The organism is Verrucomicrobiota bacterium (genome assembly GCA_039192515.1).
Classification (GTDB): Bacteria; Verrucomicrobiota; Verrucomicrobiia; order Methylacidiphilales; family JBCCWR01; genus JBCCWR01.
The window spans coordinates 1-14,835 of record JBCCXA010000055.1; the positions used below are offsets into that span (position 1 = coordinate 1).

General features: G+C 44.4%; 13 protein-coding genes and 1 pseudogene. 8 read left to right on the forward strand and 6 right to left on the reverse strand.

Annotated features, from left to right (window positions below; genetic code table 11):
• Together AAGA18_14900 and AAGA18_14905 are read left to right on the forward strand one after the other, a co-directional pair.
• A partial coding sequence (locus AAGA18_14900; protein MEM9446629.1) for a hypothetical protein occupies positions 1–248 on the forward strand: 248 nt, incomplete at its 5' end.
• A gap of 9 nt (positions 249–257) precedes the next feature.
• Positions 258–605: a hypothetical protein gene (locus AAGA18_14905; GenBank protein MEM9446630.1), complete on the forward strand. Its 348-nt coding sequence runs from the start codon at positions 258–260 to the stop codon at positions 603–605.
• Positions 606–882: 277 nt separating this feature from the next.
• On the opposite strand, the gene AAGA18_14910 is transcribed toward AAGA18_14905, so the two are convergent.
• A complete protein-coding gene (locus AAGA18_14910; protein ID MEM9446631.1) occupies positions 883–1,143 on the reverse strand; it encodes a hypothetical protein in 261 nt (86 codons plus the stop codon).
• An 87-nt stretch (positions 1,144–1,230) separates the two neighbouring features.
• On the opposite strand from AAGA18_14910, the gene AAGA18_14915 reads away from it, so the two are divergent.
• Positions 1,231–4,422 carry a hypothetical protein gene (locus tag AAGA18_14915; protein ID MEM9446632.1) on the forward strand — a complete coding sequence of 1,064 codons (3,192 nt, stop codon included), beginning with the start codon at positions 1,231–1,233 and terminating at the stop codon, positions 4,420–4,422.
• Between the two features lie 129 nt (positions 4,423–4,551).
• On the opposite strand, the pseudogene AAGA18_14920 reads toward AAGA18_14915, so the two are convergent.
• The 5 genes and pseudogenes from AAGA18_14920 to AAGA18_14940 all read right to left on the reverse strand — a co-directional run bounded on the left by AAGA18_14920 (position 4,552) and on the right by AAGA18_14940 (position 6,910).
• Positions 4,552–4,644 (reverse strand): annotated as a pseudogene (locus tag AAGA18_14920) (helix-turn-helix domain-containing protein).
• 346 nt (positions 4,645–4,990) lie between these two features.
• The gene (locus AAGA18_14925) at positions 4,991–5,386 is read right to left on the reverse strand and encodes a hypothetical protein (GenBank protein MEM9446633.1); all 396 of its coding nucleotides are present in this window, start codon (positions 5,384–5,386) and stop codon (positions 4,991–4,993) included.
• A 14-nt stretch (positions 5,387–5,400) separates the two neighbouring features.
• Positions 5,401–5,649: a helix-turn-helix transcriptional regulator gene (locus AAGA18_14930; protein MEM9446634.1), complete on the reverse strand. Its 249-nt coding sequence runs from the start codon at positions 5,647–5,649 to the stop codon at positions 5,401–5,403.
• Between the two features lie 58 nt (positions 5,650–5,707).
• The gene (locus tag AAGA18_14935) at positions 5,708–6,397 is read right to left on the reverse strand and encodes a hypothetical protein (GenBank protein MEM9446635.1); all 690 of its coding nucleotides are present in this window, start codon (positions 6,395–6,397) and stop codon (positions 5,708–5,710) included.
• A 3-nt stretch (positions 6,398–6,400) separates the two neighbouring features.
• A complete protein-coding gene (locus AAGA18_14940) occupies positions 6,401–6,910 on the reverse strand; it encodes a hypothetical protein (protein ID MEM9446636.1) in 510 nt (169 codons plus the stop codon).
• 758 nt (positions 6,911–7,668) lie between these two features.
• Here AAGA18_14940 and AAGA18_14945 point away from each other — a divergent pair.
• The 5 genes from AAGA18_14945 to tnpB all read left to right on the forward strand — a co-directional run.
• On the forward strand, positions 7,669–9,354 hold the full coding sequence (locus AAGA18_14945) for a sulfatase-like hydrolase/transferase (GenBank protein ID MEM9446637.1): 1,686 nt from the start codon (positions 7,669–7,671) through the stop codon (positions 9,352–9,354).
• A gap of 99 nt (positions 9,355–9,453) precedes the next feature.
• Positions 9,454–10,830 (forward strand): sulfatase-like hydrolase/transferase, encoded by a 1,377-nt coding sequence (locus AAGA18_14950; GenBank protein MEM9446638.1) that lies wholly within the window; start codon positions 9,454–9,456, stop codon positions 10,828–10,830.
• Between the two features lie 5 nt (positions 10,831–10,835).
• Positions 10,836–12,398 (forward strand): sulfatase, encoded by a 1,563-nt coding sequence (locus tag AAGA18_14955; protein ID MEM9446639.1) that lies wholly within the window; start codon positions 10,836–10,838, stop codon positions 12,396–12,398.
• A gap of 6 nt (positions 12,399–12,404) precedes the next feature.
• Positions 12,405–13,772, forward strand: coding sequence for a sulfatase-like hydrolase/transferase (locus AAGA18_14960; GenBank protein MEM9446640.1), 1,368 nt, complete (start codon positions 12,405–12,407; stop codon positions 13,770–13,772).
• A gap of 961 nt (positions 13,773–14,733) precedes the next feature.
• Positions 14,734–14,835: IS66 family insertion sequence element accessory protein TnpB (gene tnpB / locus AAGA18_14965; GenBank protein MEM9446641.1), on the forward strand; the 102-nt coding region annotated here is incomplete at its 3' end.

Sequence of the window (14,835 nt, forward strand, 5' to 3'; positions counted from 1 at the left end):
CAATTGAACCTAACCTTCCAAGATGGTTAGAGAATGATTTAATAAAGTTTGAGTCTAATACACTCGCACTTGGGTTAATAGATAGCTCTTGGAACTTGGAAAGAATTGGTGAGTTCGGTTTTGTTGTCGATGTTTTCGTCATTAAATCTATAGTTGAGTTCAAGGAGTGCTTAGCTATCCCAAATTATTTTAGATATGGTACGGCTGTAATAGGAAGGACTATGGAAAGACCTTCACTGCAAAAATGAGGTTATCAAATGAGCATTAGCAGTGATAGATATTCAGCTTTGATAATTGAGCCAAAGAAAGAATTTCTTGAATGGCTTGAAATATTTCTTAACAAAAATCGTAGTTATGCAGCCCTTGAAGAATTATATTACAAAGAGGAGAATGCTGTGTGGTTAATACCTCCAATAGGTTCTTTCTCAAGTGATGATGACTTCGATAACTTTGTTAACTCACAAAAATCAAAATTGCTTCGTGTTGAATTAAACAGATTCGGTGTTGCTGAATTATTTTTAAATGAAAAAGGTGATTCATGTTTTGATCAATACTTTGATTTGGTTATTAGGGATACGGTTAATAATATAGGTGAGCTTACATAGACGTTGAGAGGGTCTGTAAGAGGCCAGCCTAGTTATTAGTGAGACACGGCAATTGCTTTCGACACCCCATCACTTGCTTTTTCTCATAACAGGACTAGGATGTTGGCGGGTGGAATGTACTTGAAAGATGGCCAATCAATAGTAAAATAGCAGTTGCGATTATTAATGCTTAGCGACTATCAAAAGGGTTCATATGATGAAAAAACGATGGAATAAACGACTAGGAATCTGGTCATCCACGACCAGAAGATCTCAAGGAATCGCCCTCATTGGCGTCTTATTTATGTTGGCCTTGGCTACGATTATGTTGGTGGCCTTTGTTTCCATGGCTCGGACCGACTTGGCGGCGACCAATAGCTACTCCAAAACCCTGGTGGTGGAAAATCTGGCGCATGATGCCACCAACACCATTCTGGCCAACATGCTCCATGAAATGGAACAAAAGTCGGAAATCACCAGTGCCTCGGGCGACTCCTCCTCTGTTTCCCTTTATCTTCCTGAGGAGGATGAGGACTATTTCCCGGAACGGGATACTCATGCGCAAAGCATGCTGCAATCCGATATTTTAACCCTTCTAAGAACCAGCCGCAGCAACCAGAATTTCTTTGAAGGAGGCAATCCCACCATGGCCAGCTCCGTGAGCAGCGATACTCCCTCCCTCAACAACCGACGCATCACCGAGGAAGGTTGGAACGCTCCCCGACTGCTTACCGAGGAACAAAATCTGCAAACATTGGCGGATGGATTTCCCGACTGGATTTACATGGACCGCAATGGCCCCACCAAGCCGGGCAACTTCAGCAAAAGTCTTTCCGAAAACATGCAAGACCAAAAGCTCAACTATGATTACGTGGTCGGTCGCTACGCCTACCGGATTTATGACACCTCCGGGCTCATCAACATCAATGTCGCAGGCACTCCCGGAAATCTGAGACCGGAGGAAGTGGCCCGGGCAGAGCGCAAAGGCAGTCTGGCCTGGCTGGATTTATATAATAACCCGCTGCCCGGCTATGCGGGGGATTCCTCGGACCCTTTAAGCATTTTTAATTGGAAATATGACACCGAGGCCGGCGATTATGATCAATACATTGAACAATACGGCCAACGTTTCGGCTTCATGGTGGAACCTCCGGTGGCCGAAGGTTTCCAAACCAACCGGTTTCTGGATCGCACCGATCTCATCTATTACGCGTATTCGGATACGGCGCGCAACCAGTTCACTGCAGGAAATCCCGAGGAATTCCTCACCCATGTCAATACTTTTAGCGGTGCTGTCAACGCGCCCAACTGGCAACCTCTGGAAGAGCCGGAGGCCAGTCCAAGAGAGATGCATGCCTCACCCTACGACGTCACCGTTACTCAGTCCTTCACCCGACGGGATGGCACCCAAGCGCGCATCGGCGAACCGCTCATGAAAACGCGTTTTCCTCTATCCATGATTGCCCTTTTCAATCCGGATAGTGACCTCAGTCAGACCATGACCGAAGAAGAGCGCTTGAATAAAATCGAAGCATACTTTGGTCTGGAACCGGAGGGGCTGAAGTGGCGTTATGATGAAGAGAATGTCAAACAAGGAAGTGGCTTTTCTGCAGACCAAGAGGGTGAAACAAGCCGCCAGAGACTTCTCACCTTTGCTGAAATTGCCAACGAGGGACGCGAACCCAACTTCTTCGAAGTCCTTCAAGCGGGCATCTGGCCCGACTCCCTCGGGCAAACTGCTTACGATGACAATCAACTTTTAGAAAAAAATGCGGATTCTTCTAACAATGATAGATCTACGAATGCATTTAGACATCTTCAGTCTTTTTTGGATACCGATTCCAATGCCCGCCAGCTCTCCCGGCATATCTGGCAGATTGGCTTGAATATCATTGATCAGTGGGATGCCGATGACGACCCCACAGTAATCGCTCGCAACCCTATTGATGGCGGTGGGGGTGGGGTTCCAGATGATCCCTTTGGGCAAGCAAGTGCTATTATTGACCATGACCTGGCCGGAATCGAAAATATCCCCTATTTGTTTGCTTTGGGGCACCACACAACAATTCGTATTAATGATGACATTAATTATGATGAGGCTGCATTTCCTAATCTCGATCAGGATTCAGACGGAACAGCAGATTTTCAGCTTCCAGCTCAGAGCTCAGTCACTCTTCATTGGACTTTGAATATGTGGAATCCCCACCGCAACGCGGCTCAGTCGGAAGCCGGGGAATATCGATTGGGATTTCATGGTCTATTTCAAGAGGCCTCATTTAAGCAAGAGCGTATTGATTCGGGAGCAGGTGAGATAGAACTATGGCATGGCATACCACAGGGATCCAATGGTTCTGGCATAGTAACCGCGCATGTTCGAAACAGTGAGGCAAGTAATCCTGGAGAGGGTTCTGGTAGCCCCGTTAGCGATTTTATTTCTTTTACCGCGGATGCTGGCGACTTTGCCGAACCCAGATTATTAAAAGCGAGTGATGCAACGAATTATGCGGATGAACTGGGCGGAAATGATGACCATTATACCGAGAGCGGTGCAGACGTCTTTGGTTTTTATAAAGGGAAATATGTCCTGGATAATTATCAAGTGCCAGGTGATCCAGATAGTAACGCAGCTAGTGTTGTCAAAAATTTTAAAGACTATAGATTTTTCATAGACTCTGGGCAATACCACATTCAACTGGAAAAGCGCGTGGAAGGAAGTTGGCTACCCGTGCAAACCATCTCTGTAATAGAAGGTGAGCTTAGCTCCTACATACCCAGAGTATCTAAGGAGTTGAACTACAACAATAACGATCAACAAGAGTTCAGTAAAAATGGTATCGCTAGATTATACTCCTTTTTTCCTGACCCCCGGGTAACCCGCTTTGGTTTGGCGCATGTCGGCACCTCTGATCCAACAAGGGAGCTAGGTCTAAACTTTGATGATAATGTATTGCTTAGCCTGATAGATCGCGGAGGTGCAGAAAGTGTTTTTTCGGGCTTCGATAGCAGTAATCAAGGTTCCTATTCTTGGAGTCGTGGGCATCACTTTGATCATAAGATATTAGGCTCCAACAAACCAAGTGATGGACAATCTTACAGTGACCGGGGCGATACCGAGCAGATAAGAGTGGCGGACAATCCTAATGCCACATTTAACTATTCCGATGGTGAAATTGAAAACCGACCCATTGTCCTGAACCGGCCCTTTACCTCCATTGCGGAAATGAGTTATGCAGGCCGTGATTTACCTTGGAAGACTCTCAATCTTTTGAATCATGAGGAAAATGTAGAACCGGAGGAAGCTGCTGCCGATTCCGCCTTACTGGAACTCTTTAGTTTAAATGAGGGCAGTGTGCGGGCGGACATGGTCAACCTCAACAATGTGCCCCGCGAAGTGCTCGAAGCTGTGGTAGCCAATACAGACGTCTCTCCCATGGAGGAGGAAGATGTGGAAGCCACCATCACGGGCGAACAAGCCGAGCAGTTGGTCAATGAAATAGAGGATTACCTCGGACCTCGGGATAATCCCATCAACCTCCTCACCAACTCGGTAGACATCGCCAAAATGATACAGTCGCTCCCTTCCTTCAGAAACCGCGAATTAAAGGTGCAGCGCGATGCCTTACTCTCCGGCCTCACCGATATTCATAATGCCCGAACCTGGCACTTATTGATCGATGTCATTGCTCAAAGTGGAAACTTCACCAATGCCAGCCGCAATTTAGAGGACTTCTTTGTCACAGGACAGAAACACATGATTGTCCAAGTGGCCATCGATCGCTTCACCGGCGAAATTGTCAATCAACAAATCGAACAGCCGGTTGAAGAAACCTTTGATTGATTTTTTGCGCCACTCACCACTCCCTTCGTTATCCTTCCTGGAGGGGTCAGTCCTTGTTATTGACAACTAGCTTTATCCTTCCCGTTGCCATGGGAGGAAAGAGTAGCTGATCATGATCTATGCCTGCTTCCGTCTGCCCTGTTCCCAATTACGTAGCGTGGCAACGCTAACCCCTAGAAGGCTTGCAAATTTTTCTTGGGATAAATTCAATTTTATACGAGCAGACTGAGCCACATTATGGGGATCAACCCAATCATGACGCATCGCGCATTTTCCTTTAGCGGCCTTTTCTTTGCGAGGGTTGCCAAAGGGAAAATTAAACCATCTTACATTATTCTAAAGATCCCTTGTTAATGATGTATATGTGTATTACAGTTATATTAGTGACAGAATCAGAGAAAAAATTCCTTCAAGGTGCAGCTAAAATCGGACTAAGAATACAAGATCGATTTAAAGCTGAACCACTCTATTCTAAAACAGGGCAGAGCTATATGAAGAGTGAGGGCACTTCAATTCAAGAGCGAATTAAATCAAACTTCAATAATTCAAAGCCGAAAAGCCGCTAGTCCTAGAAACTTAAATTATTTAACATATCCCTTAGAAGTTTTTCTTCATCAAAATTTGCAGTTCCTGCAACAATATGACCAGATACTGAACGGAGAGTATTTAATTGGTCCGGAGAAATCTGGTGCAAGTCTTCTATGACTTGTCTGATAATAGCAACAAATGTATTCCCATTATAATAACAAAATGGAGCTAACTTAGGGCATTTCCGACATAGTTCTACAGCCTCAAGTAAACTGGTTTCTATGAGATGATTACTAGTCCAAAGCGCCTTAGTTTTTTCATACCCATCGCTTGTTGGCTTGTGTAGAGCATTTTTATTTTCGCATAGAGCTTTATTTATAGCCTCGACTACTTCCCAGGATGCATCACATAACCAAGCTTTTTTAATATTACTCATCGTTAAATAGATTATTATTTAGACTTAGTAGCATTTTTGACGCCTAGAAGAGCGTCAATTGTCATTTTAAAATTTTTAGCAAGATTGACAATTTGTTCTGGTCTAAAAGCTACGGTGGTTCTCTCCCATCCAGCGTATGCTTGCTGAGACACTCCAACGCTCTCAGCTACCTGTCGCTGTGAAAGGCCTTTTTCAATTCTTATTTTAAAAAGCCTTGTACCAAAAGAAGATCTTTTAAATTTTGAGGGACGTCCACTGGGCATCGTTAAAAATATAGAGAATCAAAATAAGTGGAGCGGGTCAGTCCTGAATGGCACTCTCCTAAGCCATGATAATGCCTTTAATGCGTTCAATGATGATGGGCAATCTTTGTTGGCTAGCTGAGTCAGGAGGTAGATGTCCAGCAATTGCTTCTTGAAAGTTGGAATCATTCATAAACTTGGAAAGTTCTTTCCTAAGATAGGTCTTCAATGGTTTTGATGAAGGCTTAATGAGTGAGACAATTGAAGAGCAGCCATCGATAAGTGTGATTAAGTCTTCAATGTCATGACTCGCATAGAAATCTTTATTGCCACGATCCTTAAAAGCCTCAACCTTGGTAGCAATAAAGTAAGGCTGTGAAATTACCTTAAGCTTTGTATTTAAGTTCTGAACTTTTACAGTAATAGATTCTGTTAAGGCTTCCGGAAACCATCGGCAATTAAGGCCTAAATTCGTTGCTTCGATGGGCATGATATCCACTGTGATATTTTCTAATATCCATCGACAGATGGGAGCATCTTCGCGAGTATCATTTTCAAAACCCGCTTCCCTAAATTTTTCTTCTAACCTGGAATAATCATATTGACCGATAGCTTCAACAATGACATCAACATCGATTGTAGGGCGAAAGTCTATCAAAGAAGGCTCATCTACGAGAAGTTCAATGATACCTCCATCAACAAAAGCAAAATTGATACCTAAGGCATCAAGCTTTCTTGAAACAAAGCAAAGAGAATCGATGTGAATCATGGATTAGATCTTAAATTGTTTTTGAAGTTCGTTCTCAGCAAGTTTTCTTTCTCTAGCTCGTCCACCACGGATTGCATCGACTAATGAGAGTCTTTCATAAAAACTTGTATCCTCTGAAATAGCTGATGGCGCTGAAGGGTGTAAAGGGTCGATCGAATAGCCTTTTGATTTACCATGAGAGTGCGGCCAAACCGGTAACAATTCATTTTCTTGAATTTCGATTTTTTGATTTAAAGGTGAGACTCCATGCGCTGTAACTATTCCTCTAGTGATTTCACCTCTTTTAGCTGGAAAGGCATATTTTACTCCATGAACCAAATACTCAAACAAAGCTTGTTTGTTTGCTTGTAGGGATGAGGCATCAACTAGGCCTCCGTCAATAGAGCGTTTGATGGATGCATGTGCTTCTGAAACACTCATCTTCAGATCTCTAGCCAAGGCTGCATAGCTCTCAAAAGAATCTATGCAAGTTAGTTTGAGAGCAACATACACATCTAAGGATTTTGCTATCATTTATATACGCTATTCGCGAATAGCGAATGAGTCCAGTATTTTCCTAATCTATTTTTAAATTAAGTGCCATTCGGGTCAGTCCTTGCTATTGACAACTAGCTTTACCTTCCTCGTTGCGTTGTGAGGAAAGAGTAGCTGATCATGGTCTATGCCTGCTTGTGGAGACATTCGCACAACAAGACTATGCCAAGACATGCCTTTTACTTGGGAACCCTTCCTTCGAGGCGACCTTCCCATATGCGCTTTCTCGACATAGACAGACATTGTGTGCGAGCTGTCACCCTCCGACTCCTCCTAAGTCACCCTCCGACTTGATCGGAGAAAGCCTCGATAGAACCGTGCGGAGCACCATACCGCTTAGATCGGGGCCGGTGCCAGGGGATCAATCTAGGGGAAGACATGATACAGGCAGGATGCATCTTCTCGTCCAAGCATGGTCCTTCGCACAAATCGTTTTTCGCTTGGATCGGGGCCCGTTTCAGGGGATCAATCCAGGGGAAGAGGCCATACACGTTGATGTACTTATTGGACCAAGCAGATAGCAAGGTTGAAAAAAATAATCGATTCTTTAAACGCTAAGGCTATATTCAGTGTCTATGCTGAACAAACTTATCCTATTGCATGCTGCGGTTTTGATATGGCAGGTGCATTGTCTCACAAAATTTAAATATCTATTTTCATTATGTTCTGGGTAGGGTAGGGAACATTTAGCTAAAAGCGAGCAGAGCATGGCATTGATTGAATCAAGGGATTCTCCGATGAAGTCAGAAGATGGCAAATACGATCCGGCATCGTTTACATCCATCCATTTGAAAAAGCTCTCCATGAAGAAAAGAAAAAGTATGAATCTATTGTATCAATTAAGACGAATCATCCTGGGCTTGAGTCTGATGACCGCTGGTGCGGTCGCTCAGGATAAGCCCAACATCGTGTTTTTATACATCGATGACTGGGCTTGGGGTGGCACTCCTGTCGCCATGCACGAATCGATGAAAAATTCAAAGATGCCCATTCTGCAGATGCCCAACTTGGAAAAGATGGCTGCACAGGGCATGACATTTACCAATGCTTATGGATCTCCACAATGCGCTCCGGCGCGGGCTTGTGTTCAGACAGGACAGTCCAACCCCAACAATGGCTTGACGCTGGTCCTAGGTAAAACGAGCGGTGAATACTACGATAAGAGGAAAAAATATTCGAACTTACCTTTGGTACCAAATGTCGCCGAGAAGTCTTTAGCTGAGGACGCCGTGACCATACCAGAGGTTTTAAAACCCCAGGGCTATGTTAGTGCTCATATTGGCAAGTGGCATCTGTACTGCGATCCCGGTGAGAAAGGATATGTGCTTCATGATGGCGATACGGATAACACTCCCGGAAACACCCTCGCCAAGCTCAAAAACGAGAGCGGTGACGGCGGTGGAAAGCAAGGGAAGGGCAAAGGTGGCGGAAAAAAGGTGATTCCTGACAATATGACCGATCCCAAACTGATGTTTAGCATCACGGAAAAAGCCATCGGTTTCATGGAAGAACAGGCTCGAGCGAAACGACCTTTCTTTCTGATGGTATCTCACTATGCCATGCATTCAGGTTCCGAGTGTCTGCCTGCCACGCGTGAGAAGTATGCTGCTCTTCCAGAAATCCAAGCCTACTACGAGAGAAATGGCATGAAAGAAGGGTCGTTCTCATCTAAAAGGGATCCTGCGGTTTGGTTCGGGATGGGTGAGGATCTTGACGGGCGCATTGGAGCATTGTTCGACAAAATGGATCAACTGGGTATCCGCGACAATACGTATGTTGTGCTGGCCTCTGATAACGGCTATCGCCATAAAGAGCTTCTAGTCATGGAGGAGATGACGCAACCCTTGCATGGGCATAAATGGTGGGCTTGGGACGGTGGAATCCGCGTTCCCATGTTAGCCATGGGTCCCGGAATTAAACCCGGTTCGGTTTTCAAGGAGAATGTGATTAATTATGATTTTTTACCCACCTTTCTAGACTGGGCAGGTGGTGATCCCAAGAGTCTAGAAAACGTCGATGGAGTCAGTTTGGCAGATTACATGAAAGGAAAAGAACCCACTAAAGAATTTATCAACCGTCCTCTTTATTTTCACCTGCCTCATTATCGAGAAGAGATCCCCCACTCCGCAATTATTGCGGGACGGTACAAGTTGATGCATTTCTATGATGCCCCGGAGACTCCTATGCTTTTTGACTTGCAGGTCGATCCCGGTGAAGTTTCCAATGTGGCCAAAGAGTTTCCCGAAAAGCACCGTCAGATGTTGGACCAGATGATGTCCTATTTGAAAAAAGTGGACGCTCGTATTCCCATGGTGAATCCAGATTACGATCCTGAAGTCTACAAAAGCCTGAAAAATTATAAACAATACTTGAGCTGGGGAGCTTTTGAGGGAAAACGTCCCCTAGCAAAGGACGAGAAATAGGCTTATCTTAAAGGATTCTTTTTCGCAGATGGCAAGCGTAGAGGAGCATAAGAGTTGAAGATAAGCCATGGGAGAATAGGAACGTTTAGCATGAGGATAATGAAAAAAATAATCTACCAGATCATCTTGATGATGCTGAGCATAGGGCTCGTATGGGTTGAAAGAGTTCAAGCAGAATCAGAAAGCTTGCCCAATATTATTTTCTATTTCAGCGATGATCTCGGCTATGCAGACCTGGCTTGCTATGGGCATCCCTACGCCAAGACTCCTGTTTTAGATAAGCTGGCCTCTGAAGGTGCGCGCTTTGAACAACATTATGTGACCGGCGTCACATGCTCTCCGAGCCGAACAGGGGTGATGACGGGCATTCACTGCGCACGCTTTGAAAATTACCCCGCTTATCATGGATTCGGAGAACGCACGACGATAACCGAGCTGCTAAAGAAACGAGGGTATCAGACCGCTCACTTCGGTAAATGGCACATCAGCGCCCGAGGTTCTGAAACGCACGGCATCTATGGAATTGATCATGTTTTTACGGACAAACAGGCGGAAACAGAGTTTGGTCGTGATTACACTCCGGTAAAGCATGCCATTGATTACATCAAAGAGCACGCCGGTAAGAAGCCTCTTTACATCAATATCTGGGGACATAGCACCCATTATCCTGTGCAAGCCAATCCAGATTTCGCCAGCAAATTCATTGAAGTGAAAGTGAAGCCGCAGGACTTTGAGAAGACAATTCATCATAAGTTTGACTTATGCAAGGAGATCGGAGCGGATGTCGATGTGTCCATGCGCAACTATCTGGGGGATGTTTATTCGGTAGACTTCAACGTTGGGAAGGTTCTCAAAGCCATCGATGAGGTGGGCATTCGTGAGAATACTCTATTTGTCTACTCAAGTGACCACGGCCCCGCTCCCATCAATACAAATAAGTCTGATGATGAATTGGCTGGGAACATGCTAGGATACGCGGGCGTCTTTCGCGGTGGTAAGCATGATAAAACGGAAGGCGGTATCCGGGTACCTTTCATTATTCGTTGGCCGGGTAAAGTAGAGGCGGGACGTGTAGACAGCGATAGTATTACTTCATTTATCGACTGGATGCCTACGCTTGCTTCTATTGCTGGGGTCCAGGATCTTCCGGAACAAATGGATGGAGAAGACATTTCTGATATCTGGCTTGGCCAAACGCGCGAACGCAAAACGCCTCTTTTCTGGAAAACAAGCTCAGTCAACAGTCCTGCTGCCATTCGCCAAGGCAAATGGAAATACCACGAGGGAGGTAAGAGGACAGAGCCCGCATTATACGATCTGCGCGCAGATCCATCCGAGAGTCGCAATCTAGCCAAGGAGGAGCCGGAGGTGGCGGCAGAGTTGCAGGCTAAAGTGGATGCTTGGTCTGCTGAACTACCCAAGTCTTACAATAAAGAAAGAGTCAAGAAAAAGAAAAACAAGAAAGATGAAGCATAGGACTTATGAACAACATCTTTATGATGACAAAGTGGCAGCTTGTTTTTTTTGCTGCGTATTTCTGGATCAGTCCACATTTCTCTCACGCGGCTAGTAAACCAAATATTATATTCATCCTGGTAGATGATATGCCATGGTGGGGAACATCTGTTCCACAAAAAGAAAACGATCCGCGTTCCACGTCGGCCTTTCGAGTTACTCCTCATGTCGAAAGGTTGGCTCAAAAGGGTATGACGTTTTCCAACGCCTATGCCGCCGCCGGTATGTGTGCCCCTTCACGCACCAGTATTCAAACAGGTCTTTCACCAGCTCGGCATTTATTCAGCGGGAATAGTAATTTTGGCGAAAGTAGCTCTTCCGAGGTGACCTATGAAGTGAAGAGGAAAAACAGAGCAGCGTATTTGGTGGAGCCTTCACCTCTCGGCTCACTGAATCCTAAATTCATGACAATCGGGGAGAAGCTCCAGGAACAAGGCTACGCCACAGCACATTTAGGCAAATGGCATGTTTATGGGGGTGGTCCAAGTCTACACGGATATGATGTACATAATGGCGAGACATCCAATGAGGAAGGCAAGCCTACAAGCGGTATAGAACCAGATGATCCGAAGAGGATTTTTAGTATGACCAAAGAGGGTATGGAGTTCATCACCAATCAGCACAAAGCGAACAAGCCGTTTTATGTCCAATTATCTCATTATGTCGAACATAACAAACAGATGTCCCTAGAAAACACTTTGGCTGAGTTTGAAAAAATCGAGGCGGTCGCAGCTATAGGCGAGGGCAAAAATTTTAAGGAAGCTTCTACCCATGGAGCAGCCGTGAAAGACCTCGATACCTCGGTGGGGATGCTTTTGGATCATCTTGAAAAGCTGGGTATTACCGACCGCACCTATGTCGTTTTTACATCGGATAATGGCAAAGATTTATATAATGGTAAGGATAGTATTCTCCGCGGAGATAAATGGTGGCTATGGGAAGCAGGCATACGCGTGCCATTCATCGTCGCAGGTCCAGACATACCAGGGGCTACCTACTCAAGTCACAATATTGTGAATTATGATCTCTTGCCAACGTTCTACGAAATGGCCGGCGGTGACCCGGCAAGTCTAGGGGATCAGGTAGATGGCAAGAGTCTGTTACCCCTTTTTAGGAATCAAGATAGTTCCTCATTTGAAGACCGGTCAGTCTATTTTCACTACCCACACTTGAGAAATTCTACGGCTCATTCCGCAGTCATCAAAGGCGATTACAAATTGTACACGTTTTATGAAATACCGGATAAACCCCAACTATTTAATCTGAGTGAAGACTTAGGCGAAACCGACAACTTGGCTTCTAAAATGCCTGAAAAGGCGCAATTACTCCTGGCAGATCTTCAAGGATATCTTGACCGGGTAGGGGCCTACTTGCCAAAAGTAAATGATAATGCGGACACGAGCAAGCCTCGCTTCAACCCCGATAAAGACGCACCAACCATCGCCCAGAGATTGAGTCAGCAGTCAGATTCCCTAGAGGGAAGCAAAGATAAGAAGAAAAATAAGAAGAAAAAGCAGCAAGAAGGCTAATGATTTATGGTGAAATTATTTGCGGTCCTGTTTTATTCACTTTGTTTTTCTCTAGTATCTACCCATCTGCTTCGCGCTACCGAGGAACAGAAACCAAACATCATTCTTTATTTATCAGATGATTTAGGTTATGCGGATTTAGCCTTTATGGGCCATCCTTATGCCAAGACACCTCATTTGGACAGCTTGGCTAAGCAAGGTGCTGTATTCATGCAGCATTATGTTTCCGGTGTTACTTGCGCGCCCAGCCGTGCTGGTATCATGACAGGTAGGCATTCTGCCAGATATCAGAAATACCCAGCAGATTTTGGATACGGGGATCGGGCAACCATAACAAGTCTTTTGAGTAAGCACGGCTATACAACCGCACACTTTGGCAAATGGCACATGGGACCAGATGAATCAGTAGGCACTTACGGTTATGACGAGATCTTTGCAGAAAGTAATAACCGAAACGCCTTTAACACTCCTTCCCGGGATAAGCCGCTTACTGACAAAGCCATAGAATTCATCCAGCGTATGGCTAAAGAAGGAAAGCCTTTCTATGCCAATGTCTGGGGACACAGCACCCATTACCCTATCAGAACCTATCCCGAAATCATGAAAGAAATGGGTGACATACCCTTCAATCGATCTGATTTTTCTGAGACAATCCAAGAACGGTTTGACCGAAGCGAATCTTGGAAACCTGACCTCAAAGATTCCATGACTCAGTATGTTGCCGATGTCTATGGGATCGACAAGAACATGGGCCGCATTATGCAGACCCTTGAACAGTCAGGGATTGCCAAGAATACCATCTTGGTCTTTTCCAGCGACCACGGTCCACAAAATGAAAATAGAAAAAGGGATTATGCCGAACATATGCTTGGCTATACGGGCCACTTAAAAGGCTACAAAGGAAATCAGTTCGAAGGAGGCGTGCGGGTGCCCTTTATGATTCGCTGGCCAGCTAAGATTCAAGCCGGAAGAGTCGACACTGAGAGTGTTACGTCATTTATCGACTGGCTGCCTACTTTGTCTCGTATAGTTGGAATTAAAAGTCTTCCGGAGGGTTTGGACGGTGAAGACATTTCCGATATCTGGTTGAAAGGTCCCAGAGATCGTAAGACCAATCTATACTGGAAAACATCCAATTCTAAGTCTCGTATTTCTATTCGTTCAGGTCAGTGGAAATATCATCAAGTATCAACGGGTGATCAACTCTATGATCTCATTAAGGATCCCGGAGAGAAAAATGATTTATCTCAACAATACCCTGAAGTTCTCTCCAGCTTAGCTACAGAAGCTAAAAAGTGGGGTAGCACCCTGCCCGCTACTTACGAGAAAAAGGAAACGAGAAAAAAGAAGGATAAGAAAAAGAAAAGCAATTAAACTCTGACGACTATTGCGTGTCAGATGAGAAATCAAATCACTCTCTGAGCTCTTCTGTCATCTCTAATAAACTTTTTTTATTTGAACTCGAATGATGCCATAAACACTTAAAGATCTTGTCAAGATCTCGGCTTTATGAAGTATCCCTTCGATTTCCATGAGGATCCCTGAAAAAGGAAGCTTCCAGTCTCAGCTCCCGCTTCCTCCAGTCTCTCAATAATCTTTCTTGCGCTCGGATGTAAAATCTGGCATTATTGGTACAAGCATATAATTTGACTTTATTCATTGAATGAATAATATTAATGCATGAAATGCTTAAATGTTATAAAAGAGCTCCAAAAAAAGAAAAAAAAGCGACAGTGAAGGTAATGATAAAAATAAGAAAAAATAATCTTTAATTAATCTCCAAGATAGGCTTATATTTCGTCAGTTCATATGTTGCAGACAATATTCTCTTGTTTTTGTTTGGCAGGATACGAATAAATAAAAAATGATCGCAGGTAACAAAAATAAAATAAAAATAAGAATACACTTTTTAACGTCAGACTTATTAAGGTCAGACATATAATTTAAGTGAATTTCATCATGTCAATGGTCGAAACATTATGCAAACAGGATGCGGATGACAAAAATTTAGAAGCTTTATCTATACCCACGCCCTCAGGCGGGGTTAGGTAAATTCACATATTGTAGTAAATATTAGTAGTAGTATATAGAGCGGCAGGATTTCCTGCCGCTCTTCTTGTTATACTACTAACTAGATTTTATAACATTTGCTATATTTAATCAACTTCTAAGAATAATCGGAATAGAAATCGCACGATGCTTAGTATGTATTTTCTTATTCAAACAGTATTTCTTGTACATCGATCCCTGACCCCGGCCCTGATCTAAGCGGTATAGTGCTCCGCACAAATCGTTTTGGCTTTGATCCCCTGACACTGGCCCTGATCCATGTGATATGCGCAAGGGTTTTAACGGCTTGGAAGCCTTGGTGCGAGAAGTGCTTTTAGAGGATATCAGCAAAGGAGCGCTTTTTCTTTTTTCCAACAAGAGACATACC

Coding starts and splice junctions, on each gene's coding strand:
- AAGA18_14905 (MEM9446630.1), top strand. CDS start 258: ATGAGCATTAGCAGTGATAGATATTCAGCTTTGATAATTGAGCCAAAG.
- AAGA18_14910 (MEM9446631.1), bottom strand. CDS start 1,143: ATGAGTATCCCGTTCCGGGAAATAGTCCTCATCCTCCTCAGGAAGATA.
- AAGA18_14915 (MEM9446632.1), top strand. CDS start 1,231: ATGGCCAGCTCCGTGAGCAGCGATACTCCCTCCCTCAACAACCGACGC.
- AAGA18_14925 (MEM9446633.1), bottom strand. CDS start 5,386: ATGAGTAATATTAAAAAAGCTTGGTTATGTGATGCATCCTGGGAAGTA.
- AAGA18_14930 (MEM9446634.1), bottom strand. CDS start 5,649: ATGCCCAGTGGACGTCCCTCAAAATTTAAAAGATCTTCTTTTGGTACA.
- AAGA18_14935 (MEM9446635.1), bottom strand. CDS start 6,397: ATGATTCACATCGATTCTCTTTGCTTTGTTTCAAGAAAGCTTGATGCC.
- AAGA18_14940 (MEM9446636.1), bottom strand. CDS start 6,910: ATGATAGCAAAATCCTTAGATGTGTATGTTGCTCTCAAACTAACTTGC.
- AAGA18_14945 (MEM9446637.1), top strand. CDS start 7,669: ATGAAGTCAGAAGATGGCAAATACGATCCGGCATCGTTTACATCCATC.
- AAGA18_14950 (MEM9446638.1), top strand. CDS start 9,454: ATGAAAAAAATAATCTACCAGATCATCTTGATGATGCTGAGCATAGGG.
- AAGA18_14955 (MEM9446639.1), top strand. CDS start 10,836: ATGAACAACATCTTTATGATGACAAAGTGGCAGCTTGTTTTTTTTGCT.
- AAGA18_14960 (MEM9446640.1), top strand. CDS start 12,405: ATGGTGAAATTATTTGCGGTCCTGTTTTATTCACTTTGTTTTTCTCTA.